The organism is Paenibacillus sp. FSL W8-0194 (genome assembly GCF_037969745.1).
Taxonomy (GTDB): Bacteria; Bacillota; Bacilli; order Paenibacillales; family Paenibacillaceae; genus Paenibacillus_AQ; species Paenibacillus_AQ cookii.
The window spans coordinates 2,892,665-2,917,604 of sequence record NZ_CP150205.1; the positions used below are offsets into that span (position 1 = coordinate 2,892,665).

Sequence of the window (24,940 nt, forward strand, 5' to 3'; positions counted from 1 at the left end):
TAGTGGTGGAAAACGACAGAAACATAGAACAACTTCGAGCTATCCGTTCTGAGTTAGCAGGAGATGCCTTATCCCCATCATTTGCAAAGTTGTACAGTCAGTATACACGTCTGAGAATGAATCAACCTGGACTTAAAGGGTGGAGGGAAAACGAATTCTCGGAAAGGCTTGCTGATGCAGTCGTTCTAATTGACACCGGGCTTAGTGAAAGGGAGATAGGAGGAGAAGAATGGAGAGATGCACTCAAACGTTCTGGAGAGCTGTTAGAGTGGTTATCCCATCCTGAATTGAATAATGAGAATCTTCCCCTGCGTTTGCTCTCAGCAGGCGTATATCAATTGGCAGGATATCCGGCTCTTTCTATGGGTTTACTAAACAGTGAATATTCGGATTCTAGTGATTCCCGAATATTGTTTGCGTTGCTCAAGGGTGATTTTCCGAATGCACTTTCCCTGATTATCAATTATTGGGGTACTGAATTGACCGAACGAAAAAAACGCGGTGGCCCCTTCAGTCAAATCCCTAATTCTGATCTTAATAATCGATTGATAGATGAAATTGTAAAGGCCCTTGGGATTTTGTGTGCATATATGCGTTGGGGTGATACTCAACGCCTTGAACTAGCTCAAAAGAAATTAAGTGAGTTGTCTAATATTATGATTTACGGGACAGACAATTATTCTTGGCTGCTTTCTAAAATTGTGACTGAAGTTGTACGAGAATACATCACCACTTCAATGAGAAACTATGTCGAAAAGCTACAGAATAGTGTTTCTGATCATGGAAAGAAAGCGTTTGAAAGGTATCTTCGGAGCAATTACCAATCGCGCAAATCGCTTGCATGGTATTCGCAAGTACGCGGAATCGAGAGATTGTTACAGAATGGATCTTTTGCTTTATGTACTCCAACGGGGTCAGGTAAAACCACAATTGCAGAACTTGCCATTATTCAAAGCATTTTTAGTAAAGAAGACGAGGATGAAATTTTTGATATCGGGTCGATTGTAATGTACTTAGTTCCATCAAGGGCACTTGCCACTGAAGTAGAATCAAAACTTGGAACTGTTCTTGGAAAATTGGGGAGCCATTCTGTAAAAGTTACAGGATTATATGGTGGCATAGATTGGGGGCCGACAGATGCTTGGGTCACTTCGGCAGACCCAACGGTTTTGATATGCACATACGAGAAAGGAGAAGCTTTAATCAGGTTTTTGGGACCTTTGTTCCTGAATCGTGTTTCGTTGGTAGTTATCGATGAGGCCCATTCGGTTCAGTTCAATAAAAATAGTTATGAAGCTCTTCGCAGTGCAGATGATAGGAGTCTTAGACTCGAGATATTAGCCAATCGCTTGTTGCGATATGTTGGTGAAAAACGAATCATCGCTTTGTCTGCAGTGGCAGATGAGAGTGAATCACTAGCGCATTGGGTATCTGGAAACGAAGAGGCTTCACCGGTCGTTTCAAGCTATCGTAGCACAAGGCAACTTATTGGACGCCTTGAATGGTCTCAGTCAGGACAATACGAACTTCGTTACGACATCCTTAATGGTCATGAATTGGGTTTTAACGATGAGGGGGGAAAAGAAGATGTTCCTTATATTCAAAAACCATTTGCACCTTTCCCAGTCTCATACCATTCGATGCCAAAAATGTTCATTAATGAGAATAAAGGTGTAAGTAAGCGACAGAGACCATATTTGTTTTGGGCAGCCATGCAATTAGCGCAACCAGATGAGCAAGGAACTCAGCATTCTGTTTTGATATCAATCACGCAGAATGTGGGTGGTTATGCTGAAGATTTTTTATACGTCTTAAACAAGATTTTGGTTGGAAAAAAGCTGCCAAAGTTTTTTAGCCCCCCAGCTGAGCCGTATTATCAGGATTTATTTCAAAAATGTTTGAATGCTTGTGAAGATTATTTTGGCCAAGATTCGAATGAGTATCAGCTTCTACAAAAGGGGATAGTAGTACATCACGGGAATATGCCAGGACTTTTTTCACGTCTGTTAGTAGAACTGATTCAAAAGAGAGTGGTTCATATTGCACTTGCCACGTCTACTCTTTCTGAAGGCGTAAATTTACCTTTTGAAACAGTTATAATTCCAACCCTCTTGCGAAATGGGGAGCCATTACCTGTTTCGGAGTTCAAAAATCTCGTCGGTAGGGCTGGCCGCCCAGGTTGGGGTACAGAGGGGCGGACTCTGATCTTTCTTGAGTCAAGACCACTTGATTATAGTAGTCAATCTGCACGTAAAAATTATCAACTCATAATCAATAAACTAACCAAAGCACAATTACCACAAGAAAATACTCAAGTAATCAGTCCTCTTGGGGCTTTGATGTCTTATATAGTGGAAGAATGGATACAAGTCTCGAAATCGCGCTCAATCTCTGATTTCATGGATTGGATTGAAAAAACAGCGCCACTTGAAGACACCCCTGAGAAGAAAGGGGGAGTCGCTGAGGAAGCACTTGACTCATTAGACGGATACCTACTTTCAATCCTAGTTGAGCAAGAGATGCTTACTGGTCAAGAAATGAATCGTTCAGATCTTGAGCAGTATCTTATTGATGTTTGGAGAAAAACGTACGCACATTATGTAATGCGTCGGGGTGAGTTTTGGGAAAAAGTATTTACAACTCGAGGGCAAACACTCCAGACTAAGATATATCCTAACGCTGAGATAAGACGACGTCTTTACCGAACTAGCGTAGCTCCACGCTATGGTAAAAGAATATTGAATAATTATAGTGAGATACGAGAGCACTTAAAAACAGGTATAAATTATCCCACATGGTCAGTTGAAGATCGTCTACAGTTCATTTTTACGACTGTTGAACTTATCAGCAACCTTGGAAAGTTTATGATCCCTAAGAGTTTTGGTAGAGGAAAAAAACCTCCTGTAAGAGATGAAATTCTAATATGGTGGTTGAATCCCTCAGGAGCACCAAATAGACCAACGAAAAATCAAGTTTCTGAATGGATCAAAATTATCAAAACGCAATTCGAGTATAAGTTCAATTGGGGACTCGGGACAGTTCTTGCACTGATTCTAGATGACATAAATGACGGCGACTTACAAGAGACCAGCATCGACGAATGGTCCAAAACTGGACTTCCGTGGATTGTTTTTTGGCTAAAAGAACTTATTAATTGGGGGACATTGGATCCAGTTGCGGCACTCTTGTTAGCTCATGGTGTTGAATCTACTCGTAATGCTGCAGAAATTAAAGCAAGAGATTACTACACGACTTGTAAAGAAGTTCCAATTGATGACATATTACATCCTACAAGAATAAAGAAATGGTCAGATCAATTTGTTGAGAAAAGAGATTCAGAATTTTATCATTTCAAAGAAATCAAAGTCAAACTATCTAGAGATTTTACTAGAGTAAAAATTTCTAAATTTCGTGTCGTTCCAATTTCACTTGATGGTACCATATCATGGATTGATCCAGCAGGGTATGAACTTGCAACGAGCGAAGTCCCTGATAACTGGAGTGTAAACATGGAATCATACTATGACTTTACGCTCGATGCTAAATCCAGAAAGGTTAGATTTACCAGATTTTTATAAAAATTATATCGTTTTCCTGAGAGTGTGAAACTAACTAAGGTATGTTGTCATGTCGTTTGAGGGAGAGTGTGAGTTCTGTATTAATTAAGTGAGAATAATACTTACTTTCTTGGTGGAACTGTTGCATTCCTTGTAGCGTAAAGCAAGCATAAATAACTGAATATATAAAGGGGTGAGCAGTTAATGAGTTTCAAACTTAAGGAAGTGATTCTGAAGCTAATTGATTCTCAGTTTGAATCATTTAAATAAAGCTTAGAGTTTAGTTTCGAAATTAAGCCGCTCATGTGAGCGGCTTTTTTGTGGTCTGAAAAATCAGGAACTTCTTATAAATGGAGAAGGAGAGTGATAAATTGATTGATCGTGACAAACACACCAATTGTGACACAATCCATAAAGAAGCTCGTGATAAAAGGACGATTCCAGATTCATTGACATATGTACAAAATACGAGTTTTGTGAAAATGTATTTAAGAAAACCGCTGATCGCGGCTATTTTATTGATTTTTCCACTTTTTCACTTATCCATATTATTGACGGCTTTCCTCATCTCTTCATCTGTCAAATGCGTGTAGATCATCGTTGTTTGAATCGACGAATGTCCCAGCTGATTTTTGAGCTTCGGCACGTCGTTGTTCTCCAAATGATATCGCGTCGCAAACGAATGCCTCAAGGAATGCACGGTTAATGCCGGCTTGCCAAACGCTGCAGCGTATTTTTCGATCAGCTTTTCGATCGATCTCGGCGTCAATCGCCGGCTTTGGCCTTTGCGTCCGATCGGTGCCGCTATAAACAGGCAATTTTCCGATTTTGCCGGTACATACCGGGTTTCCCGGATCTTCAAATAATTTTCCAGGTCCACTAATGCTTGCTTGCTAAAATATACGTATTGTTCTTTGCCGCCTTTACGCAGCACGCGCACCTGACCTTTGTTCATATCCAGATCTTCAAGGTTGATGCCAGCCACTTCGGACAATCGCAGTCCGGATCCGAGAATCAAAGACACTATGGCTGTATCCCGCTCCCGGTTAAATTCATGAAAGCGCTGTAAACGTCTGTTATCCTGGTTTAATACGCCAAAATCATGCGCCACAAACTGACGGAACTTCTCAAAATCATCTTCGCGCAAAATTTTGCCTTCAATGCGATAAGCGATCGTTTCCTGGCTCTCCTTAATGGAATTAAAATCGATTTTGGCCATGACATTGCGCTGAATATACGGTTTGAGGTCCGGCGTTTCAGCTTTGTTTTGAAGATAATCAAACAGCGATTTTAAAGCCGACAATTTCCGGTTGATCGTATATTTGTTGTTATCCAATTGATACTCCAAAAAATACAGGAAGTTTTCGACCTCGCGTACGGTCAGCGATTCCAGTAGCGACAATTCAATGTTTTTGCGATCACCGATCGCGGGTTTTACCGAAACAAGCCAATCAAAAAAGATCAGGTAATCGTGGCAGTAATTCAACAGCGTCGTATGCGACAGTTTTCGTTTGCGGCTATCGATGTATTCCGTTACGTACCAAGGCAGCTCGGCGCATTTGGCTTCCACGCGTTTCATATAATGCAGCTTCGCAATTTTATCCACTTATTGCCAAACCTCCTTATCATCAGAGTAACTCTTTTCTAATTATTCGTCAAATTATTATTTTACGTAATTTTATTGATGGAAATGAAGACCCTGAAGACCCTCTTCTTGTTGATGAGTATTAGCTTTTCTATTATTAGAGAAAAAACATAAGTACTTTTACAACAAAACTAAAGAATAGTGAAAAAACATTCAATCCTATACCCCACCAAGAAATTGTTCGTCCTCTTTTCTCACCGAAAAAACCCAACAAACCAAAGAGTATACCAGCCACAAAAAACAATTGGGGAAAGAATATAAAATAATTTGAATCTTGTAATAGTAACCCAATGTTCATAATAACCAAAGACAAAATTCCTAGGAAGCAAGATAAAAATCCTAAGAAAGTAGATATCTTCTGAATAATTGATGGTTTATTTTTGTTTCCGTTATTTTTCTTAAAGAATGCATATTCCATATTTTGAATCACCCCACTATTCTTAACTAAGGCAACGGTATAAATTCTTGTCTCCCGATATAAAAAGGAGCTTCCGTATAGGAAGCAAAAGCCTTTTCCACATTTAAAACTCCCATATCCTTTACTGATGGTGAAAGCACACATGACTTCCGCTACGGGGATCAATGTTTGGCCGTATTCGCTAAGAGAATATTCTACTTTTGGAGGTACTGTAGGATAGACCTTTTTGTTGAATCATCCCCTTACTTTATCAGGATGTTCCTTACCAAAAGTTTACATAACAAAATTTTACAATAAGCTCTATATTCGAGTCAATCGTTGTATATCTAAACAGGATAAAGCCTCGCAGACATGATTCTATTCATAGTTACATCGAATTCGCTGACAACGGCTGTCAGGGAAGTTCAATCCGGATCGTTTTCGTAATGTTTGGCGATTCCGTATGCCATTGCCTGAATCCGATGCTTCAGCTCCAGCGGCTCCCGAATACGGATTCCCGTACCGAACGTTATCAGATACATGGGGAGATATTTGTTCATCGTCGGAACGTCAATCAGAAACCGCGCTTCCCGGTCGGTCCGTTCCGTCAGATAGTGGCGCATATGCCAATGAACGCAAAGCGCGTTCAGCGTCTCAGGCTCTCCTTCGATGCGGATAACCGTCAGCGGTCCGTCCGCCTCCCGTTCCCGTTCGGACTGATCGCGGAAGAAAGCGGTCACGGAAAAATGCTCCGGCTTTTCGAACAACGCTTCCGTCGGTTGCATTCGAGCGATGCGGTCTACCCGGAACGTCCGCACCGCCCGCGAACGATGGCAGAACGCAACAACGTACCATTCGTTTCGGTCGTATGCCAAGCCGTACGGATCGACTTCCCGTTCATCGGCTTGCTCCGCGTTTGCTTTACGATAGGCGATTCGGATCGTTCGCCTGTCCTTCTCCGCCTGTTCCAGTTCCCTGAGCAAGGGAATAACAGAAGGCGGACGTGCCGGAGAAATGACATCCAAGCCGCTCGTCCGGCGAGACAGGTCGTGGCGCTGCTCTTCCTGCAGCCCGTTTTCCACCTTCGTAAGCGCGGTTTCCAGCTCCTCGGTATACGGGTAACCGGCGCCTTGCGCAAATTTAAACGCTTCCACTAGCGCTTTCAGCTCTACGGAGTTGAAGAACAATGGCGTCTCCTTGAAGCTTTCCAGAATGCGCACGCCCCCGTCATGGCCCGATTCTGCGACGATCGGCACGCCGCTGGCACACAAGGCGTCGATATACCGGTACACGGTGCGGACGCTGATCTCCAAACTCTCCGCGATCTGCGCGGCGGTAAGCTTCCTGCCGGATCGCAGCATCCAAAGCATGGACAACATGTTATCCCATTTCGCCATAAGGAATACCCCCTTTTCCTCACAAAAATGAATTGATTTTAGTATGGCAAAGCACCGCTTCACCCCATATCCATTAGATCCTCGTTACAATAATAACTCCATGGCCGTCCGTTCTTGATCCGCGATCTCAAGCAAAAGCCTGGAAGCCTGCTCTAAGTTGTGGAAGCTTCCTGTTTTTCCCGCATCGTCGATCAGGGATGAAATTGCGGTCCACATGGGAGCGATACGCTCAAACATCAAACAGGCTTGTTTGATTTTGGAATCCTCCAACAGCTCCGCGCTTTCGTTCAGAAAATCCCGATACAAGTTTCGGAAAAGCGCCCCTCCGGTACCGCCCCTTTCCATCAGCAAGGCGGTCAGGCACAGGTCATGCTCAAAATTTTTGCTTCGGGATGGCCATTTCAAGATTTCTTTGCTCATTTTGAGTATGCCTTTATGGCCTGCGTTTTGGATGGGCGGATTCAAAAAGTCATGCGCATTTTGGGACAAAGCGGAACGAACGGCGGGTTTCAGCGGCGGAAGATCGCCCACGTATTCGATGGTAAAAGAAAGATTCCGGGAACTCATGGGCCCCTTGGCATTCCTCGCCATGGCCAGCCGATCCAAACGCGTCTTCAATCGTCCCCCTTGCTGCCGCGTGTCCGCCATATATGCGTATTCCTCATCCATCCCGTAAATCACCGCATAATGGCCTGCAAAATGTACTTTGTTCGTAAAATAATCCAAGTAATAGGAATCCAATTTAAGCCCTACCGGAATCCCGTGTTCCAGGCAGCTCTGCACGTTTTTCCGCGCTTTTTCGATCGAACTTGTTTCTTGGACGCGATGAGTCAAATTCAGCCGGGATGCAATCCGCGCAGACAATCGGTCCGTTTTGACCCTTCCCCCGATAAAAGGAAAATCCATGTTTTTCGAATCCCAATAAATAAAACCTAACCCTTCCCCAAGCCCGAACAACATCGGTTCCGACAGCCGGATGCCTGCAAATTGAAGCAAATTGCCCATAGCCGTCGTTTCGCAATGCTCACCTTCATACGGAACGAAACCTTGGATGATATGAGACATACTATTTCCTCTCCTCCGACAATTCATGGATTAGTTCAAGCACAAATGCCCGTTCGCTTTCGATGAGGCTCAGCGGGTGACGGAACAGGGACCTTGCGTGAATCGGCAGCCGAGCGCCGCCCTGCGATTCAAAGGTTCGTTTAATGGCTTGAGCAGCCTCATCTAGAACATCCAGCCGCTTCCGCAGAGCTTCGACGGCTTCGTTTTCCTCGATGAATGGCAACGCCGCCAGTCCGAGATCAAATCGCTGATCCCGCTCCCGCGACGTGGATAGGCTGGTAAAGATTTCGTTTCGCAGCGCGGCCTTTCCGCTTTCCGTTATCGCAAATCGCGTCGGCATCGGGCCTTTTCCGGATTTTTCCCCCGTGGGTTCCGACTCGACCAGTTCTTTTTCGTTCAATTTTTTCAGTCCCGCATACACCGAAGTCGTGCCTATATTGGCCCACTGCCGATAACCGCGCTGATCGATTAATTTGTTGATATCGTATCCCGAAGCTTGATCCAATTCAGCAATCATTTGGAGCAGCATAAATTCTACATTGGATAAGTTCATCACGGAGCTCACTCGTTTCATCAATATTTCACACATATAATATAACAGTGGTGTAATATAAAATCAACCAAAGATGGAATCTCTTTAATCCTGGTTGATATCCATGCCGAATCCAAAGGATTCCTTGTGGTTATTTACATGCCGCTGCATCAAAAGTATGATATTAGACAACAAGCCAAAACATCGATAGCAAATACATAAGCTTGATAGAAAAGGCTCCCATAGAATGAGGTGGTTTAATGTCAAACGATGTCATCCGAGCGCTGCAGCTGCTCAAAGAAAAACAATGGGTGGATCTTACGCACACGTTCGGCCCGGATTCGCCCCATTTTTCGGCATTTGCCGATGCGCAATTTACGACGTTGTTTCAGCATGATGACGGCTTTTTTGCCCAAAGCTTTACGTTCCCCGGGCAGTACGGCACCCATTTGGATGCTCCGATCCATTTTGTACGGAATACCCGTTATCTCGAAGAGCTTGATTTGAAGGAACTGGTTCTCCCCCTCGTCGTGATCGACAAATCCAAAGAAGCTGAAGCCAACCATGATTTTGCACTGGGCGTGGAGGACGTTCTGCACTTTGAAGCGGAGCATGGAATGATTGAGGAAGGTTCCTTCGTCGCTTTGCGAACCGACTGGAGCAAACGTTGGCCCGACAAGGTTGCCTTCGATAACAAAGATGCGGACGGGAACAGCCATGCGCCGGGATGGTCGCTCCCCGCTCTTGAGTTTTTGTTCCAGGAACGAAAAATCAAAGCAATCGGGCATGAAACGTTCGACACGGACGCAAGCGTCGATTACCAAAAAAACGGCCCCCTGCTGGCCGAATACTACGTACTCGAACAAGACGCCTATCAAGTCGAACTGATGAAAAATCTGGACAAGGTACCTGCCAAAGGAGCCGTCATTTTTAATATCGTGCCTAAGCCGGAGAAGGCATCCGGATTTCCGGTGCGATCCTTCGCCATTTTGCCGTCAAGCTTATAACCGCTGTTATATAGGCGTTCCACTTTCGCTCACATCATACAAACCAAAAACGGCAACTACATCAACAATGGCAGGTCCATGGACAATAAAAAAGCAAGCCAAGAATCCTTGCGGGCTCCTCAGCTTGCTTTTTTCGGCTTCATGGTTTATCGGTTCGATTTTTTCGAAACCAGTTCGACCGATTGCGATTCCATGATGGGATTCCAGTACTGTTTGATGCCGATCGTCAGCGGCTGCGGGTAGTCAAGAGCTTCTTTTCCGAAATTATAGGGATTATAATCTTCGGTCGAATCATCCGGATTTCTCGACACGATATGTCCGCTCTGCGTAATGTTTTCCGGCGACAGCCTTTTATGCTTGACGCCTTCGGCATCCGTGAAGCTGTCCTCCAGCCACAAGCCGAAACTTTCCGCAGCCTGAGCTTTTTCAAGCTTAAAATGGAACAAAATCTCTCCCGCTCCCGCCGGCCCCTCCGGTTCGATGATTTGGATATGATCGTCCGGCGCTTCAATGATCTCCTTTTTGTTCAAATCGACGACGATTTTCATCTTGTCTTTATCCAATGCCGCAACACCGGCAACCTTCAGCTCCGTACGGTCCAGTTGGTCAAACGTGTTGGTTTTAAACACGAGCGTCACTTTCGTTTCGTCGGAAAACATCGTATCCGGATAATACACTTTCTGAATCTTGTCTCCGCTTCTTCCGATTAAGACCGGATTCAGCAGTTTAAAAATCTGCTTGCCGTTGCTGCGATCATATTCCAGATCCACATAGGTGTTCAGCGGCGTAAACTGCACCTGGCGCACGTTGATTTTTTGCCCGTCGACGATCAGCGTGCTGCCTGGATGGTAGACACGTTCCTCGTTTTTGAACATGTTCGGTTCGAGCGGAATCGTAAATTTCAATTGATCCCGGTATTCATTGGTTGTGGAATCCCAAATTTTAACGGCTAATGTGGCGTCTCCTTTATACGACGCGGATGGGACGAGGTTTGCCGTGTAAACATAATAGCCTGTTTGTCCTGGGGACAGCTGGTTGCTGCTCATGGCATGTTTCGACCCCGCCCGAAAGTTCGATGCTTCGACTCCCCCAAAATCAAGCGACTCCACTAGGGGATGCGCAGTATGGTCCGTAAGATTCTGCGCGCTGTACATGATGTATGCTTTTCGTCCATCCGTAAAAGCGCCTGCAATATCGATGCGGAAGCCGTTTTTCTCCACGCTTTGATCGATCCGCTTCACGAGTCCTTGGTCCAACGCGGCGGCAATGCCTTGGTCTTGAGCGGCAATCGGCCGGAACGATTCGAAATCTGCCGGTTGCGGGCTGCTTGCCGTTTGCACCAGTTCGTATGGTTTTTCCTTTGGCGCGTCTCCCAGCGATGAAATAGTGATCATGATGGCTGCCGCTCCAACGGCGATGGCCCCGATTCCGTAAAATAACTTTCGTCTTCGCATTTCCCGGTTCCTCCCTTGCATTATGCCGCGGCGTACCGCAGTGGAAAGCATCATCTCGGGAAGGTCATGGACTTTTGTGTTTACGTCGTCCGAATCCTGTGCCAGAATGCGCTGTTCTTTTTCCAACATGTACGATTCGCCTCCTGTTCTTACAAATATTTACGAAGTTGTTTTAATCCTTCGCGCAGCCAGCTTTTGACCGTGCCCTCGGGCTTTTGCAGCACTTTGGCGATATCGGCTGTCGTCATGTCCTGATAATATTTCAGCATCACGACATGGCGGTACTTCTTTTTCAATTTGGCCATCGCCCGCTCCAGGTCGATCTTGTCGCTGCTTTTCATTTCCTGAACGGCTTCCTCTTTGAACGTATCCGTTGGCACAACGCGTTTTTTGCGCCGAAGCTCGTCCATGCAGCAGTTGATCGTGATCCGAATGAGCCACGGGACAAAGGCCTGCTCGTTTTTAAGCTTTTTGCGTTTCATCCAAGCCCGGCATGCCGCCTCCTGCACGATTTCCAGCGCGTCCGCCTCATTGCGCATATAACTGAAGGCAATCGAATACAATTTACGCTGCTCGCCGGCTATAGCTATGAAAAAAGCTTCTTCGTCCATCACGTCCAAGCTTGCGGCATTCGCTTTTCTCATCGTGTTTTCCACCCACAACCGCCCCCCTTCTCTATTTTTCGGTTTGCGATGGAAGCCTTCCAAACTCGTTTCACATATGTAAGACGATGCAGCTCGAAAAAACGATTAAAATTTATTTTTCAAATGGTTTCCGCTTGAATTTCTAAAAACGCAGCAAAACAGCCCAAACGAATGAATCGATCAGGCTGTTTGTGAGAGAAGGGACATATTCAGTTGATGTCCGCAAACTGGACAAAACGATTCGCCCATTCCGAAAACGAAAGCCGTTTGTCCCAGGTTACGCTTTGGGTGGCGTATGCACATCCCCAATCCAGCACTCGTTGATGAAGCAAATGCACCTTCAGTCTTTGAATCTCGGCTTCACCGGCATTCGTTAGCCCCATATATTCCATAATGAACCGTTTAGCCAGTTTTTCCTGACCTAGATCAAGGTAATGAAGGGTTATTTTAGATAAATCGGCGATGCTGTCCCCGAAATAGGAGGTGGTAAAATCGATGACGCCGCTTACCCGCCATTCGCCCCCATCATGCTCCATAAGAACATTCTCGGGCTTGAAATCCCCCATGACAAAAGACGGAATTTCCAAAGCATCAAATGAAGGTTTCGTGTCCTGCAGCACGTGATCTGCCCAGCGCTGATCTTCGGCACGGATATCGGAATATTTTTTGGCGTCATCCAGCCAAAACTTGATCGTGCTATAAAGCCATGACCCATAGGTATCTGCAAAGGGATGGATGCGCCGCAGCACGGGATCGAATTCACCGAAACTATCCGTTTTCCAGCGATGGAGTTGAGTTAAATTCTCGGCCAAACGTGAAGCGATCATCGTCTGATCCGTTTCCGACAACGCGGCTTGAACAGCAGGATCATTAAAGTGTACGCCGGGAAGACGAGGCATGAGGGCATAGCTCCAGCCAAAAATATCGCTTTGGTCATCGATGATGTACGGGACCGGCACGGGCACACGGCAGATTTCATGCAAGTGATCGACAAAAAACTTTTCCTCCGCCCATTGCCCTTCATAAATCGGATTGCCTTTAAGCACAAATTCTCCGGAAGTCGACGTAATAAACATCGTCTGCTGCATGACTCCTTCGGCGGTCCGCTCGAACGAAACAAGTTCGCCCAGATGAAACCGGTCAAGCATGTTCTGGATTTGCCCTGTAGCGATACTGCCTACTGGATTCGTTGAAAAAAATATCCGGGTAGTCACCCTGTCCCTCCTTCTCCCTGCACGGCCCATTGCACCTGCAAGGAATTATTCGCTTGCGCCGCTGCCCCATTTTTCGCCCCATCTCCGCATTTCGGAAACGATGGTTTTAAAATCCCTTCCTTTATCGGTCAAGGAATATTCCACGGTCACGGGTACGGTGGGAAGCACGGTCCGCTTCACGATTTGATTTTCTTCCAAATGGCGCAGCGTATCCCGCAAAGATTTGGTGCTGATCTGCTTCAAAGATTTTCGCAGCTGGTTAAAACGCTGAACGTCATGGCAAAACAATTGACCCAAAACCAAAAAAGACCACTTCCCTCCCAACACCTCTATGGCCTGCTGGATGTTATAAAGACACTGTTCTTCTTCCGTATGGATGTCCATGCTTTTCTCCTATAAAAAAGATAGTAAGTTTACTTTCTGAAATTATATTTAAAAATATTGCCTTCTTTAAATCATATTTCATTGCCATTACACTATCAACAGCGGATTATCGCTAAGACACAATGTGCTAGGAGGAAAATGAATGTCTTCACCAGTGATTTTGGTCATGGGGGCCACGGGACAACAAGGAGGCGCGGTTGCCCGACAGTTGGCGGCAAACGGATGGAAGGTTCGGGCATTGGTGCGGGATCCCAAGCACCCGGCTTCGGAATCGCTCACGAAGCTGGGGATCGAAACCGTGAAAGGGGATTTGGATGACCCGGATACATTGGTAAAAGCCATGGACGGCGTCTATGGGGTTTTCAGCGTTCAAGCGCTGGATTTGGACCATCCCGAAAAGGAAGAACTTCAGGGGAAACGCGTAGCCGAATGCGCCAAGGCAGCGGGAGTATCGCATTTGGTTTACAGCTCGGCCGCAGGTGCCGATCGGAATACCGGGATCACCTCGTTTGAAAACAAGGGAAGAATTGAGCGGTATATCCGTAAGCTGCAGTTGCCGGCAACGATCCTTCGCCCGGTGATGTTCATGGAAAACTTTAAATTTACGCTCCAAAAGGCAGATGGCCAAATTCTTCTTCCTTATAAAGGGGAACCCGATACCAAAGTGCAAATGATTGCCGTTCAAGATATCGGCGGATTTGCGCGGAAAGCTTTCGAGCAGCCGGATCGGTTTATCGGACAATCGCTCGAAATCGCCGGCGACGAACTGACGGTCCGACAGCTTGCTGAGTGTATAAGCCGTTTTTTCGGCGTCGCTGCGGTTTATCCGTTATCGGCTCCTGAACCGAAACATGAACATGACGGAATCAAAGCAACCCAATTTTTTATCAGGGAAGGTTACAAGACGGATCTGGAATATCTCCGTCAGCTCCATCCCGAGCTCTTAAGATTTGCAGATTGGCTGCCGCAATCGAACATATCCTTTTGAATTCGCCCGTTCATCCACCGGCTGTCTCATCAACGGAGTCGTCGGTGGCTCCCCCAAGAAACTCCTCGAACTCCTTCAACGTATCAAATCGGTTGATCACGACCCCTTCGTTCGTCAAGCAGGCGGCGAATGCGGTTTCCAGTCGCTCGACGGCCGCTAGAAGCGGGGTTAAGTCGTGCGGATCGAGCAGAGCGGCAAGATTCGGCAACCCAATGCTATTGTAGAGTTCCTGATAATGCCGGGCAGCATCGGCAATTCCGGGCCAGCGCCCTTTTTCCGCATAAAAAAGAAACCGGGATATCTCATCCTGCACGCCGATGGACCCAAAAAATGCCGTATCATAATCATTTCTTTCGCAAGCGGTTTTCAGTTTATCGAAAATCCCTTTGAACTCTTCATAAATGCCTTTTACTCGTTCCGGATAAGACGGTCCGTCGGTATATGACTCTTTTTCCTGGTTCAAAATTTGCATTATACCCTTCAGAAGCCGATCGCATGCGCCATAAATTTTCTCATAGGAGTCGGAACGCATGATCGCTTTCATATCTTCTTCAAAGTGAGGAGGTTTAACCTGAAACTCCCTGATTTGGTTCGTGTTTTTGCCCCATCCCTTCGCAAGGTACGTCCGGTTGATGGCCGCAAGCGCGTAAATGGCGTTCGTCAAAATGCCGTGCGATTCGGTGCGGATGGAATCAAGTCCTTCCGAGGTGCAGGACTGGTTCAGGTTATACCAATGAATTAGAGCGTCGCGAATATAGGTTTCGCTCTGTTCCGCCAATTTCAGCCCGTGCCGGGGCATCGTGCGGATCTTGTCCTTTAAATCGTTAAACCGGATCAAATCTTCATCCGATCGGCAGTATAACAGCTTGCTGTCGGCGATAATCGACGTATTCGGTTCTTGGTATGAAGCCATCCTTTCGGCGCGATCCCAGCTGATCGGCCAAAAATCGAAGCCGATGTCCCGCAAAATAAATTGAATGCTTGCTTGATATCCGGCCGGCGTAGCAGGGATGAAAAAGAAATCCAGATCGGATCTTGCAGTCGCGGCACCTTGCGCATATGATCCGTAATACGCGACGATTGCAATGTCTTCCGGAAAATTCCGCCTGATATGATGGATTAGCGCTTCGGCCACATCCATTACGTTAAGCATGATATAACCCCCTTCTTTGCTCATAAAGCCATCATACCAAAAAATCCCTATGAAAATTGGGGGAAATTAAATATAAAAAAAGCAGCCCATTTTCATGAGCTGCTTGTTGGCCTTTTACGGAATCATGGCGATGACTTCGATTTCCACGAGTCCGTCCTTCGGCAATTTGGCGACCTGTACCGCGCTGCGGGCTGGGAACGGCTGCGCGAAATAGCTTGCATAAATTTCGTTCACTTTCGCAAAATCGTTCATGTCGTTCAGGAAAACCGTCGTTTTGACCACATGGGACAAATCCGTGCCTGCCGCTTCCAGAATCGCTTTCGCGTTTTTCAAGGATTGATGGGTTTGCTCTTCGACCGTTGCCGGCATTTCGCCTGTCGCGGGATCGATGCCAAGTTGTCCGGAAGCAAACAGCAGGTTCCCCATGCGAACGGCCTGCGAATATGGACCGATCGCTCCTGGGGCATTTGAGGTTGCGATGGGTTGAATCGTTGGTTGTGTCATAATCATGGCTCCTTAGTCCGTATTGTAGTGAAATCAGGCTTGAATGAAATATTGTTCGACCGAGGTGATAACGCGTACGCCCCATACATGCCGCTTCAATGGCTGAAAAAAGGAACTCGCGCAGCGTTAACAGCGGAACAAAGGTCAACAACTTGTCATTTATAATAATATTTTATTATTATGATATGAAATTATCAAGTATCATTTGTACCATTTTAAAGCAGCTTCATGCCGATTTTATTCCTTAAGAGCTGTTTTATAGGAATTTGCGGAAGGCGGAGGCCGCCCTTCGCCCTGCCGGCGGGAGAATAGGCTGACATGCTTCACCGAGCAGCGTTTCGGACGAGATCCGGTTAGCGCCGTACGGCGTCGCCGTTCTCCGGGAAAACATATATAAACCTAAAAAAAACAAACCTGGAAGCGGTATGAGGTACCACTCCCGGGTTTGTTTTCTATGTTATATGATCCATTATTTATATTGCGGCATGCGTGAAAATTTCCCGGGTTAAAGGCAGCTTATGGATCGTGCGCAGGAAGCTGACCATCTGGCTTCCCGAATGCATGATGACGGAATGGGTCTCGGCTTTTTGATTCGGCATGTAGCGAACACCGCTCAGGAAGTCTCCCCCCGTAATGCCGGTGGCAACGAAAATGACGTGATCCGTGCCGACCAGGTCATCCATGCCAAGCAGCTGCCGCGGATCGGCCAATCCCATTTTTTGCACGCGCTCGGCTTCTTCGGGACCGTCCGGCAGCAGCCGGCCTTGCATTTCCCCTCCCAAGCTTTTCAGCGCCGCTGCCGCCAGCACGCCTTCGGGGGCGCCTCCGGAACCGATATACATATCCACTTCGCTGTCGGTGGCGGCTTCGATCGCGCCCATCACGTCCCCGTGCTTCAACAGCTTGATGCGTACTCCCGCTTTCCGGAGCGCGCCGATCAAATCCCGGTGACGCTCGCGATCAAGAATCGAAACGGTCATCTCGGACATGGATTTGTTTAACGCTGCGGATGCTTTTTTCAGCGTCGTTTCGATCGGATCGTTTAACGACAGATGACCTGCCAGCTGCGGGCCTACCGCCAATTTTTCCATATATATGTCCGGTGCGTGCAGCAGATTGCCTTCCGGGGCCGCGGCAAGGACCGAGATCGCGTCATTCAAACCGTTTGCGACCGTTTCGGTCCCTTCGATCGGATCGACCGCGATGTCGATTTTCGGTCCCCGCCGGTTCCCAACCGTTTCACCGATGTACAACATGGGGGCTTCGTCCATTTCTCCTTCTCCGATGACGACGGTGCCATCAATAGCCACGGAGTTCAGATGGCTCCGGATCGCCGTGGTTGCGGCCTCATCGGCGCTGTTTTTGTCTCCTCTACCTGTCCAGCGGGCAGCCTCGAGCGCGGCTTTTTCGGTGATGCGGACGAGCTCCAAAGCTATTTGATGTTCCATTTTGTTTTCCCTCCATCATCCATTTTTCGTGTCTGCGAACATTTTTAGTATCTTAAATTAAAAATATTGCATAATAAGTCCTGCCGTCTCCTCGATCGCTTTATCCGTAACGTCGATGACCGGGCACCCTAATGTGTCGAACAGTGACTGCGCGTATTTCAGTTCGGCCTGAACGCGTTCCAAGGATGCATAATGGGCTTCCAGCGGAAGGCCAAGCGATTTGAGCCGCTCGGAGCGGATTTTGACCAGCTGCTCCGCATCGATGGTTAACCCGAAAATTTTGCCGTTTGTGACCTCGCGCAACTGCGCCGGAGGAGTCAATTCCGGAACGACGGGATAATTGACGACCTTTTTTCCTTTATGGGCCAAAAAAATCGACAGCGGCGTCTTCGAAACCCGGGATATGCCCAGCAGAATAATGTCGGCTTTCAGGATCGCTCCGACATCTTTGCCGTCATCGTTGTTGACCGCGAACTCCACGGCTTCGATGCGGCGGAAATAATCTTCGTCCAACCGGTGAAGGAGCCCGGGAAGCCGTTTCGGCGTATCGTTGAACGTATCGATCACAGCCTGCATCATCGGCCCCATAATATCGACGGTACGGACATTGAGCCGAATCGATTCCTCCTTGATGGCTTCTCTAAGCTCCGGCTGAACGATCGTGTAAATGACGAGTCCTCCGCGCTCGGCCACATTCTCCATCAACCGGGTGATTTCATCTTCATGCCGTACATTCATGATTCGTTTGATTTCCGTGTTGGCCAGCTCAAACTGCCGAAGGGTGGCCATCGCCACCGCCTCAGCGGTTTCCCCGATCGCATCCGAGCATATGGCTATAACACGGGTTGACGCCTGTTTCATCCCATTCCTCCCATTATTCCGGTGCTAATGTCTCAAGCATCTTTCGTATGATATTCGTTTTGGAAATCCGTCCAACCACGTGAACCTCTCCGTCGATGCCGGACTCCGCCGGAACGACGACCGGCAGGCTGTCGATCTGATGCGCAATGATTTTACGTGCGGCGTCAAGAACGGTATCTTCCGGAGATACGGTGACCACATTGGCTCTCCGGGTCATGATAAAGCTGACGGGCATGGCGGCCGCTGCGGCATTGCCGAGCGTTACCTTAAGCATATCTTTACGGGAGACGATGCCTACAAGCTTGCCGTCCTCGTCGGTGACGATGAGGTGACCCACATTTTCGAGAAACAGCGTTACCGCCGCATCGTGTATGGTCGTCGTTTCCCTGACGATAACCGGAACGCCGTGAATATCGCCAACTTTCAAATCCAAGAGCGAGGCCTTGTTTTCTTCGGCCGCCGTTTTTTTCGTTCCCGGAAAATACCCGACCTTCGGTTTGGCGGCGATATAATCGAGACAGACCAGGATCGACAAATCCGAACGGATCGTAGGCCTGGTTAAATTGAGCATTTCGGCGATCTGCTCGCTTGTCACGGGCGCGTGTTTTTTTACGATATCGAGAATTTCCTGTTGCCGCGGGGTCAGTTTAATAATGGTTGCCTCCTCTCTCTGGCGATAAATGTCTGTTTGTATAATACGTCATATAAATAAAATAATCAATAATTAATACGTCCTAATTCGATTTCGGACACCCTGATTAGGTTATATATCATGCAAAATAGCAGAAGTTGAATGTCTGATTCATATTCAGATTCATATTCAGGATGTTTACCCGTTCGATGGTTCATGAATAATATTATCGATTAAGCACACCATAATAACACATTCTTGGCAGTAAACTTCCGCTTATTCTGCCGCAATTCGAAACGATCACCTTCGTTTTGCATACGCATTCCGATATAATGTTCCAATGCCGAAAGGGGAGAAAGGAATCCGATGATGTACACCGTGCTGGCCGTACTGGCCGTCATCGTCTGCGCAGTTTCGTTATATATGTCCATCTCCATCATGCGCAAACAACAACACCATGAACGGGATCAGATCCATCCAACGATTGCCAGGCACCCGCTTCTTGCCAATCCCATTGTCATCTTATATTTGGCCGTCCCCGTGCTGATCGTCTTAGGCGCGTTAGTCTGGTGGTATTTTGAGATCAAGGGCTTAACTTAATTCGTCAGGAGTGTTTGATGTGGACAAAAGAAAATATTACGTATCGGTACAATCCCGGACGATCATGGAATCCGAAGGGGACTCTTCCTATGAATTCGTCATCGAAGCGACGCCGGAGGAAATTACGGAGCTTCGCGGACTTTTCGATTCCATGAGCCACTTCGACATGGAAACCTACTACCGCATGCATTATCCGGGCATCCCCGAGCATTATGACCGCGATAACGATTATTTCGAGCGCGACCTGAAGGATATTTATCAATTGCTGCATCGTCTGGGGACGCAGGAAACCAAAAACCATATTGCGTCGATGAACGTGCTCGAAGAGCGGCTTTAACCCGCGAAACCGCATGATGCAAAAGACAGCCCGCCGATGGCTTCAGACATGCAAAAAAGCTCTGCTTTCGTTCCCGGATCGGGAAGAAAACAGAGCTTTTTGATGTCCTATTTCATGAATTAGGACGTCCTTATGAATTGGAGTCGACGCCCGCCGGCTGCCATTTCTGCATAAAATCGTTCAGCTCGATCACCTGTCCGCCGTTCAAACGGGATTCTTCCGCGGCAAAAGCGATCATATGGCTGCGGACGGAAACGGATGCCGACGTTAATCCTTCCTTGCTGCCCGCATTCCGAACCTGATCGATGAAGCTCCGCACGATGCCGCTGTCGCCGCCGCCATGTCCGCTCGTTTGCACCGGAATTTCGATGGTCGTCTTTTGATGGGTAAGAAAATCGTACAACGTGATTTTGTCTTCTTCCCCGCGCAGCTCGCCTTGCGTGCCCATGATTTGAATGCGCCGTTCCTGCTCGAACGTGAATCCGCACATGCTGAACATCGCCGTGGCGCCGCCTTCAAACTCCAAATTGACGACCTGGTGATCGACGACGTTGTTGTCGCTTCGGAACACGCAGCGGCCGTAGTCCGTTTCCTGCAACCCTTTGACGATGCTTTCCCTCGTCAGTTCAGGCGTAAAATGCCTTGCCCACCCGCGGAATTCGTCGCTTAAATAAAACCGCGGCGCGGAGTAAGCGCAGTTGGGTTCGACGGAACAGGTCAAGCAGCGGTCGGCCGATCCTTCCGGGGCGCTGCCTTCATGGAAATATTTCAAGGAACCGAAGGAGCTGACCCGTACGCAAGGACGGTCCATAAGCCAAGAGAGAACGTCCATGTCATGGCATGATTTCTGCAGAATCATCGGGCTCGATTTATCGGAATTGTTCCAATTGCCCCGGACGAAGCTGTGGGCGATATGCCAATACCCGACGTTTTCGTTTAATTGGATGGAGACGATTTCCCCGATCCGCCCTTCGTCGATCACTTTTTTGATCGTGCTCCAAAACGGCGTGTAACGCAGCACGTGGCAGATCGTCAGCAAACGGCCTTGCTCGCTCGCCATTCGCTCCATATCCAAGCACTCCTCCGGCGAAGGCGACATCGGTTTTTCCAACAGAACGTGATACTTCTGTTTTAATGCTTGCATCGTAGGCCCATGATGCATCCGGTCCTGCGTGCAAATGATGGCGATGTCGGCCAAACGCGGCTCTTTCAGCAGCAGCTCCCATGATTCGTAACACCGCTCCGGCGGAATGCCGTGTGCTTCGGCGAATTTGGCCCTTCTTACCGGGTCGGCCTCGGCCACGGCAACGACGTCAAGCTCATGCGGATAATCCAATGCGTACCGGGCATACGCTCCTCCCCGTGCTCCCGCTCCAACCAATACGGCTGTCAGTTTGTTCATGTTTGTTCTCCCCTACCCTTGATATGATGGAAATCCTTACAGGGTGCCTTCGGTAGAATTCGAGACTCCTGCGTATACGGATTTGCTAACGTTGTGCTGTTTTTTATTTGGCGTAACGCTCGGATGCCGATTGATAAATCGCCACGTAACGGTCGACGCCCATTTTTTTCAATGCCGCGACATACTGATCCCAGTTATCGAACGACTCGTTGCCGGTAATGAATTTATCCCGCATTTCGTTGACGTAGGTTTCGATGTCCGTCTGAATCGTCGTCAGCTCGCTTTGCTCCTCCTGCGTGAAGTTGAACGGCGGCCAGACTTGATCTTGCGGCAGCACGAAGGGCTCGGCTTTTTTGGCGTTTTCGACCGAAGTCGGCAGGCCTTCCGCCCCTTTGAAAAACTTCTGTTTGACGAACCCGGGATAATATCCGCCCGGCCAGATCAAATATTGCCCTACCGCTTGGTCCAGGTTCAGCCCTTTCGGGTTGTTTTTGATTTCGTCCGTATAATCGACGTTGCCGTTTGCGTCCTCGGTATACGTTTCATCCTTCCAGCCCATGAAAAACAGCTTGATGCCCTCATCGCTGTAGAAATAGTCCATCCATCTCATCATGGCTTCCGGATGTTTCGCCTTGTCGGTCAGCACGAACATGCCGATGTTGCCGAGCGGCGAACCGTATGCGTTATACTGCCGGTCGCCATGAGGCCCCTTCAGAACGGACAGGCCGACATACCCTTTTTGGTTGTAGATCGCAACCGGATCCACGCTATCGGATACGCCGAGAAGCCCTTGCATGCCTTTGGCATCGACCTCGGTACTCTTGACCGAGACGATATCCTGTTCGAGCAGCCCGTCTTTATACAGCTTGTTCACGAACTGGAGCAGCTCTTTGTAACGGTCGTCGGTTGGAATGAACCGGATCTTACCGGTTTCCGGATCCGTGTCGACGTTGATGTTCGAGGTGCCGTGATTGTTGAGCCCGAAAGAGCCGCGCAAGTAATTGACGATGCCGGCCGTGCCGACCGCGCCCCAGGCAATTTCGTCCTTTTGGCCGTTGCCGTTCGGATCCTTTTCCTTAAACGCCTTCAGCATGGCGTAAAAATCGTCCAGCGTCTCCGGCTGCTTCAAGCCGAGCGTATCCAGCCACTCCTGCTTCACCCACGGCGTACCGTACAACACCGATTTGAACTCGGGGTCATAAATGGTCGGCAGCCCGTAAATGTTCCCGTCCGGCATCGTGATGCCCTTGGCGATGATCGGATATTTTTCCATGACGGCTTTGAAATTGGGGGCATATTTGTCGATCAGATCATTTAAAGGTATAAAAGCGCCCTGTTTGCCGTATTTCAGCAAATCCGATCTCGAAAACGCCGAAGCGTAAAACATTTCGGGATAGTCGTTGCCGGCGAGAAGCAAATTCCGCTTTTCCTTCAGCGTTTCGGTATGGACCGTCTCCCACTGGACGCGGATGTTCGTCTTTTGCTCGTAGTCCTTCCACAGCCTGATGTTGTTCCAATCCGCGTTCGCGAAAAATTTGGCGGCAAACCCTTTTACCGTGATGCTTTCATTGACGATCGGGAAGCCTGTCTGGTTGACTTGGGCCTCATCCGCGTCCTTGGCTTTTCCGCCGCCGGCATCTCCCGATTTGCCCGAGCTGCATCCCGCAAGCAACGCGACGGAAACCAGGCAGGCGAGCAGCATGTTCCCCCTTTTGCTTCTGTTCATCTTATTCCTTCCTCCCTTTGCCTCAACTTTTATCCAATCAAGGGTTTACCCTTTGATGGCACCGATCATGACGCCTTTCACGAAATATCTTTGCAGGAACGGATACAGGATGAGCACCGGTATGTTGGCGACGACGAGCACGGCATATTTGATGCCTTCCACTTCGCGCTGCTGCTTGATCGCGGACTCGGTGGACATTTTGACCATGTCGCTCGTTTGGCCTTGAATAAGAATTTCGCGCAGAATCAGCTGGAGCGGGAATTTTTCCTTATCCGACAGATAGAGCAGCGCGCTGAAAAATGCGTTCCAGTGGCCGACGGCGTAAAACAGGATCATGACGGCGATGATCGGCATCGACAACGGCAAAATGATGCGGGTCAAAATCTGGATGTTCGAACACCCGTCGATCGTTGCCGCCTCCTGCAGCTCGTAAGGAATGGACTGCTGGAAGAAGGTGCGCATGATGATGATGTTCCAGATGGAAACGGCGTTCGGAATGACCATGACCCAAAAGGTGTTCAGCATGCCCAGGTCTTTGATCAGCAGGTAGGTCGGAATCAGTCCGCCGCCGAAAAACATCGTAAATACGAACAGCGCCATCACGGCGTTTTTGCCCACAAAATCTTTGCGCGAAAGCGGATAGGCCCCCAAAACGGTCATCACGAGATTGATCAAAGTCCCGATGGTGGTGTACAGCAGCGTGTTGGAGTAACCGGACAAAATGTCCTGATTCTGAAAAATTTTCGAATAAGAGTTCAGGTTGAAGCCCTCCGGCCACAGCAGCATTTCCCCGCGTAAAACGGTTTGCGGATCGCTGAAGGAGGCGCTGAGGACAAAAATGAGCGGGTACAGCACGATGACGGCAACCAGGCTAAGAATGACGTAAACGATCATATTGAATGCGCGGTCTCCGCGGGATTCCAATAACATGCCGTTTCCTCCTTACCATAGGCTCGTTTCGCCCATCCGTTTGGTTACCCAGTTCACGGTGATGAGCAGAATGAAGTTCACGACGGAATTAAACAATCCGATCGCTGCGGAGAAGCTGTATTCGGCGCCCTGAATCCCGGCCCGGTACACGTAGGTCGCGATGATGTCCGAGGTTTCCATGTTGAGGTTGTTTTGCATCAAGAGCACCTTTTCGAAGCCGATGCCCATGATGCTGCCGATGTTCAGGATGAGCAAAATGACGATCGTCGGACGGATGCCCGGCAAATTGATATGCCAGATCCGCCGCAGCCTGCCGGCACCGTCGACGCGCGCCGCTTCATGCAGCTGGTGGTCGACGCCGGCGAGAGCCGCCAAATAAATGATCGAACTCCAGCCCATCGTTTGCCACACGTCCGACAGGACGTACAACGTTTTGAACCATCCCGGCTCCGCCATAAAATCGATCGGGCGTCCGCCGAAAGCGGTAATCAGATGGTTGACCATGCCGTAACGCGGAGACAGGAAAATCATCATCATGCCGACGACGACGACCGTGGATAAAAAATGCGGCGCGTAGGTAACGGTTTGCACGAATTTTTTGAATTTGGCCGACTTGGCTTCATTCATTAGCAGCGCGAGCAGGATCGGGATCGGAAAACCCAAGGCAAGGCTGTACAGCCCGAGCCCCAACGTGTTTTTAATCAAGCGCCAGAAAAAGTAACTGTGGAAAAAACGCTCGAAATGCTCCGTTCCCACCCACGGACTGCCGGTGATTCCTTTCGTGGCGATAAAATCCTTGAACGCGATCTGGATGCCGTACATCGGCACGTAGTGAAATAAAACGTAATACGCGACGACCGGCAAAATGAGCAAATACAGCTGCCAGTTGCGCGCGATCCGGCTCCATTTCAGCCTGGGTTCCTTTTTCGTACCCGGTACCGCGCCTGTCACGGCAGACATTTTGGCGTTGGCCATATGGCTCCCCCCTTGGTATAGACTTGGATACGGCGGTCACATTCCGGGCGACAGTACGTTTAAGGCATTCATCATGTTCCTCCTTCCAA

General features: G+C 48.3%; 23 protein-coding genes and 1 pseudogene. 5 read left to right on the top strand and 19 right to left on the bottom strand.

Going from position 1 to position 24,940, the window contains the following annotated elements; translation table 11 throughout:
- Window positions 1–2 precede the first annotated feature (2 nt).
- A complete protein-coding gene (locus MKY58_RS13025; protein WP_339324899.1) occupies window positions 3–3,578 on the top strand; it encodes a DEAD/DEAH box helicase in 3,576 nt (1,191 codons plus the stop codon).
- A gap of 514 nt (window positions 3,579–4,092) precedes the next feature.
- On the opposite strand, the gene xerS is transcribed toward MKY58_RS13025, so the two are convergent.
- The 6 genes and pseudogenes from xerS to MKY58_RS13055 form a co-directional block, all read right to left on the bottom strand.
- Window positions 4,093–5,163, bottom strand: coding sequence for a tyrosine recombinase XerS (xerS, locus tag MKY58_RS13030; RefSeq protein WP_339324900.1), 1,071 nt, complete (start codon window positions 5,161–5,163; stop codon window positions 4,093–4,095).
- 136 nt (window positions 5,164–5,299) lie between these two features.
- Window positions 5,300–5,620 (bottom strand): hypothetical protein, encoded by a 321-nt coding sequence (locus MKY58_RS13035; protein ID WP_339324901.1) that lies wholly within the window; start codon window positions 5,618–5,620, stop codon window positions 5,300–5,302.
- 132 nt (window positions 5,621–5,752) lie between these two features.
- Window positions 5,753–5,851 (bottom strand): annotated as a pseudogene (locus tag MKY58_RS13040) (winged helix-turn-helix transcriptional regulator); the annotation flags it as partial.
- Between the two features lie 173 nt (window positions 5,852–6,024).
- Window positions 6,025–6,996: a YafY family protein gene (locus MKY58_RS13045; protein WP_339324902.1), complete on the bottom strand. Its 972-nt coding sequence runs from the start codon at window positions 6,994–6,996 to the stop codon at window positions 6,025–6,027.
- Between the two features lie 84 nt (window positions 6,997–7,080).
- On the bottom strand, window positions 7,081–8,061 hold the full coding sequence (locus MKY58_RS13050) for a BtrH N-terminal domain-containing protein (protein WP_339324903.1): 981 nt from the start codon (window positions 8,059–8,061) through the stop codon (window positions 7,081–7,083).
- 1 nt (window position 8,062) lies between these two features.
- On the bottom strand, window positions 8,063–8,617 hold the full coding sequence (locus MKY58_RS13055) for a PadR family transcriptional regulator (RefSeq protein WP_339324904.1): 555 nt from the start codon (window positions 8,615–8,617) through the stop codon (window positions 8,063–8,065).
- Between the two features lie 236 nt (window positions 8,618–8,853).
- Between MKY58_RS13055 and MKY58_RS13060 the strand changes: the two genes are divergently transcribed.
- Window positions 8,854–9,600, top strand: coding sequence for a cyclase family protein (locus MKY58_RS13060; RefSeq protein WP_339324905.1), 747 nt, complete (start codon window positions 8,854–8,856; stop codon window positions 9,598–9,600).
- A gap of 146 nt (window positions 9,601–9,746) precedes the next feature.
- On the opposite strand, the gene MKY58_RS13065 is transcribed toward MKY58_RS13060, so the two are convergent.
- From MKY58_RS13065 to MKY58_RS13080, 4 genes are all read right to left on the bottom strand, one after another.
- Window positions 9,747–11,183, bottom strand: a complete 1,437-nt coding sequence (locus tag MKY58_RS13065) for a hypothetical protein (protein WP_339324906.1) — start codon at window positions 11,181–11,183, stop codon at window positions 9,747–9,749.
- 20 nt (window positions 11,184–11,203) lie between these two features.
- On the bottom strand, window positions 11,204–11,698 hold the full coding sequence (locus MKY58_RS13070) for a sigma-70 family RNA polymerase sigma factor (RefSeq protein WP_339324907.1): 495 nt from the start codon (window positions 11,696–11,698) through the stop codon (window positions 11,204–11,206).
- Between the two features lie 209 nt (window positions 11,699–11,907).
- Window positions 11,908–12,942, bottom strand: a complete 1,035-nt coding sequence (locus MKY58_RS13075) for a phosphotransferase (RefSeq protein WP_339324908.1) — start codon at window positions 12,940–12,942, stop codon at window positions 11,908–11,910.
- Window positions 12,943–12,957: 15 nt separating this feature from the next.
- Window positions 12,958–13,296: a helix-turn-helix domain-containing protein gene (locus MKY58_RS13080; protein ID WP_339324909.1), complete on the bottom strand. Its 339-nt coding sequence runs from the start codon at window positions 13,294–13,296 to the stop codon at window positions 12,958–12,960.
- A 142-nt stretch (window positions 13,297–13,438) separates the two neighbouring features.
- On the opposite strand from MKY58_RS13080, the gene MKY58_RS13085 reads away from it, so the two are divergent.
- Window positions 13,439–14,284, top strand: a complete 846-nt coding sequence (locus tag MKY58_RS13085) for an NmrA/HSCARG family protein (protein WP_339324910.1) — start codon at window positions 13,439–13,441, stop codon at window positions 14,282–14,284.
- Between the two features lie 10 nt (window positions 14,285–14,294).
- On the opposite strand, the gene MKY58_RS13090 is transcribed toward MKY58_RS13085, so the two are convergent.
- The 5 genes from MKY58_RS13090 to MKY58_RS13110 all read right to left on the bottom strand — a co-directional run bounded on the left by MKY58_RS13090 (window position 14,295) and on the right by MKY58_RS13110 (window position 18,875).
- Entirely contained in the window at window positions 14,295–15,437 is a 1,143-nt protein-coding gene (locus tag MKY58_RS13090) for a nucleotidyltransferase domain-containing protein (protein ID WP_339324911.1), read from the bottom strand.
- A gap of 114 nt (window positions 15,438–15,551) precedes the next feature.
- Window positions 15,552–15,941, bottom strand: a complete 390-nt coding sequence (locus MKY58_RS13095; protein ID WP_036709690.1) for a RidA family protein — start codon at window positions 15,939–15,941, stop codon at window positions 15,552–15,554.
- Between the two features lie 473 nt (window positions 15,942–16,414).
- Window positions 16,415–17,389 (bottom strand): class II fructose-bisphosphatase, encoded by a 975-nt coding sequence (gene glpX / locus MKY58_RS13100; protein WP_339324912.1) that lies wholly within the window; start codon window positions 17,387–17,389, stop codon window positions 16,415–16,417.
- A gap of 57 nt (window positions 17,390–17,446) precedes the next feature.
- Window positions 17,447–18,250, bottom strand: a complete 804-nt coding sequence (locus tag MKY58_RS13105) for a pyruvate, water dikinase regulatory protein (RefSeq protein WP_339324913.1) — start codon at window positions 18,248–18,250, stop codon at window positions 17,447–17,449.
- A gap of 13 nt (window positions 18,251–18,263) precedes the next feature.
- Entirely contained in the window at window positions 18,264–18,875 is a 612-nt protein-coding gene (locus MKY58_RS13110) for a helix-turn-helix transcriptional regulator (RefSeq protein WP_339325143.1), read from the bottom strand.
- Window positions 18,876–19,247: 372 nt separating this feature from the next.
- Between MKY58_RS13110 and MKY58_RS13115 the strand changes: the two genes are divergently transcribed.
- Both MKY58_RS13115 and MKY58_RS13120 read left to right on the top strand, forming a co-directional pair.
- On the top strand, window positions 19,248–19,481 hold the full coding sequence (locus MKY58_RS13115) for a hypothetical protein (protein WP_339324914.1): 234 nt from the start codon (window positions 19,248–19,250) through the stop codon (window positions 19,479–19,481).
- Window positions 19,482–19,500: 19 nt separating this feature from the next.
- Window positions 19,501–19,818 carry a hypothetical protein gene (locus MKY58_RS13120; RefSeq protein ID WP_339324915.1) on the top strand — a complete coding sequence of 106 codons (318 nt, stop codon included), beginning with the start codon at window positions 19,501–19,503 and terminating at the stop codon, window positions 19,816–19,818.
- A gap of 130 nt (window positions 19,819–19,948) precedes the next feature.
- Here MKY58_RS13120 and MKY58_RS13125 read toward each other — a convergent pair whose 3' ends face one another.
- The 4 genes from MKY58_RS13125 to MKY58_RS13140 all read right to left on the bottom strand — a co-directional run bounded on the left by MKY58_RS13125 (window position 19,949) and on the right by MKY58_RS13140 (window position 24,836).
- On the bottom strand, window positions 19,949–21,220 hold the full coding sequence (locus tag MKY58_RS13125; RefSeq protein ID WP_339324916.1) for a Gfo/Idh/MocA family oxidoreductase: 1,272 nt from the start codon (window positions 21,218–21,220) through the stop codon (window positions 19,949–19,951).
- 103 nt (window positions 21,221–21,323) lie between these two features.
- Window positions 21,324–22,946, bottom strand: coding sequence for an extracellular solute-binding protein (locus tag MKY58_RS13130; RefSeq protein WP_339324917.1), 1,623 nt, complete (start codon window positions 22,944–22,946; stop codon window positions 21,324–21,326).
- Window positions 22,947–22,991: 45 nt separating this feature from the next.
- Complete coding sequence (locus MKY58_RS13135; RefSeq protein ID WP_339324918.1) at window positions 22,992–23,876, bottom strand: carbohydrate ABC transporter permease; 885 nt, start codon at window positions 23,874–23,876, stop codon at window positions 22,992–22,994.
- A gap of 12 nt (window positions 23,877–23,888) precedes the next feature.
- On the bottom strand, window positions 23,889–24,836 hold the full coding sequence (locus MKY58_RS13140; RefSeq protein ID WP_246536848.1) for an ABC transporter permease subunit: 948 nt from the start codon (window positions 24,834–24,836) through the stop codon (window positions 23,889–23,891).
- Between the last annotated feature and the right edge of the window lie 104 nt (window positions 24,837–24,940).

Bases quoted from the DNA above. Each gene is read 5' to 3' on its own strand.
- MKY58_RS13085 (WP_339324910.1), top strand. From the start codon at position 13,439: ATGTCTTCACCAGTGATTTTGGTCATGGGGGCCACGGGACAACAAGGA.
- MKY58_RS13070 (WP_339324907.1), bottom strand. From the start codon at position 11,698: ATGAGAAAAGCGAATGCCGCAAGCTTGGACGTGATGGACGAAGAAGCT.
- MKY58_RS13035 (WP_339324901.1), bottom strand. From the start codon at position 5,620: ATGGAATATGCATTCTTTAAGAAAAATAACGGAAACAAAAATAAACCA.
- MKY58_RS13060 (WP_339324905.1), top strand. From the start codon at position 8,854: ATGTCAAACGATGTCATCCGAGCGCTGCAGCTGCTCAAAGAAAAACAA.
- MKY58_RS13075 (WP_339324908.1), bottom strand. From the start codon at position 12,942: ATGGGCCGTGCAGGGAGAAGGAGGGACAGGGTGACTACCCGGATATTT.
- MKY58_RS13135 (WP_339324918.1), bottom strand. From the start codon at position 23,876: ATGTTATTGGAATCCCGCGGAGACCGCGCATTCAATATGATCGTTTAC.
- MKY58_RS13090 (WP_339324911.1), bottom strand. From the start codon at position 15,437: ATGCTTAACGTAATGGATGTGGCCGAAGCGCTAATCCATCATATCAGG.
- MKY58_RS13125 (WP_339324916.1), bottom strand. From the start codon at position 21,220: ATGAACAAACTGACAGCCGTATTGGTTGGAGCGGGAGCACGGGGAGGA.
- MKY58_RS13095 (WP_036709690.1), bottom strand. From the start codon at position 15,941: ATGACACAACCAACGATTCAACCCATCGCAACCTCAAATGCCCCAGGA.
- MKY58_RS13065 (WP_339324906.1), bottom strand. From the start codon at position 11,183: ATGTTGGAAAAAGAACAGCGCATTCTGGCACAGGATTCGGACGACGTA.
- MKY58_RS13045 (WP_339324902.1), bottom strand. From the start codon at position 6,996: ATGGCGAAATGGGATAACATGTTGTCCATGCTTTGGATGCTGCGATCC.
- MKY58_RS13130 (WP_339324917.1), bottom strand. From the start codon at position 22,946: ATGAACAGAAGCAAAAGGGGGAACATGCTGCTCGCCTGCCTGGTTTCC.
- MKY58_RS13105 (WP_339324913.1), bottom strand. From the start codon at position 18,250: ATGAAACAGGCGTCAACCCGTGTTATAGCCATATGCTCGGATGCGATC.
- MKY58_RS13140 (WP_246536848.1), bottom strand. From the start codon at position 24,836: ATGTCTGCCGTGACAGGCGCGGTACCGGGTACGAAAAAGGAACCCAGG.
- MKY58_RS13115 (WP_339324914.1), top strand. From the start codon at position 19,248: ATGATGTACACCGTGCTGGCCGTACTGGCCGTCATCGTCTGCGCAGTT.
- MKY58_RS13050 (WP_339324903.1), bottom strand. From the start codon at position 8,061: ATGTCTCATATCATCCAAGGTTTCGTTCCGTATGAAGGTGAGCATTGC.
- MKY58_RS13080 (WP_339324909.1), bottom strand. From the start codon at position 13,296: ATGGACATCCATACGGAAGAAGAACAGTGTCTTTATAACATCCAGCAG.
- glpX (WP_339324912.1), bottom strand. From the start codon at position 17,389: ATGGAACATCAAATAGCTTTGGAGCTCGTCCGCATCACCGAAAAAGCC.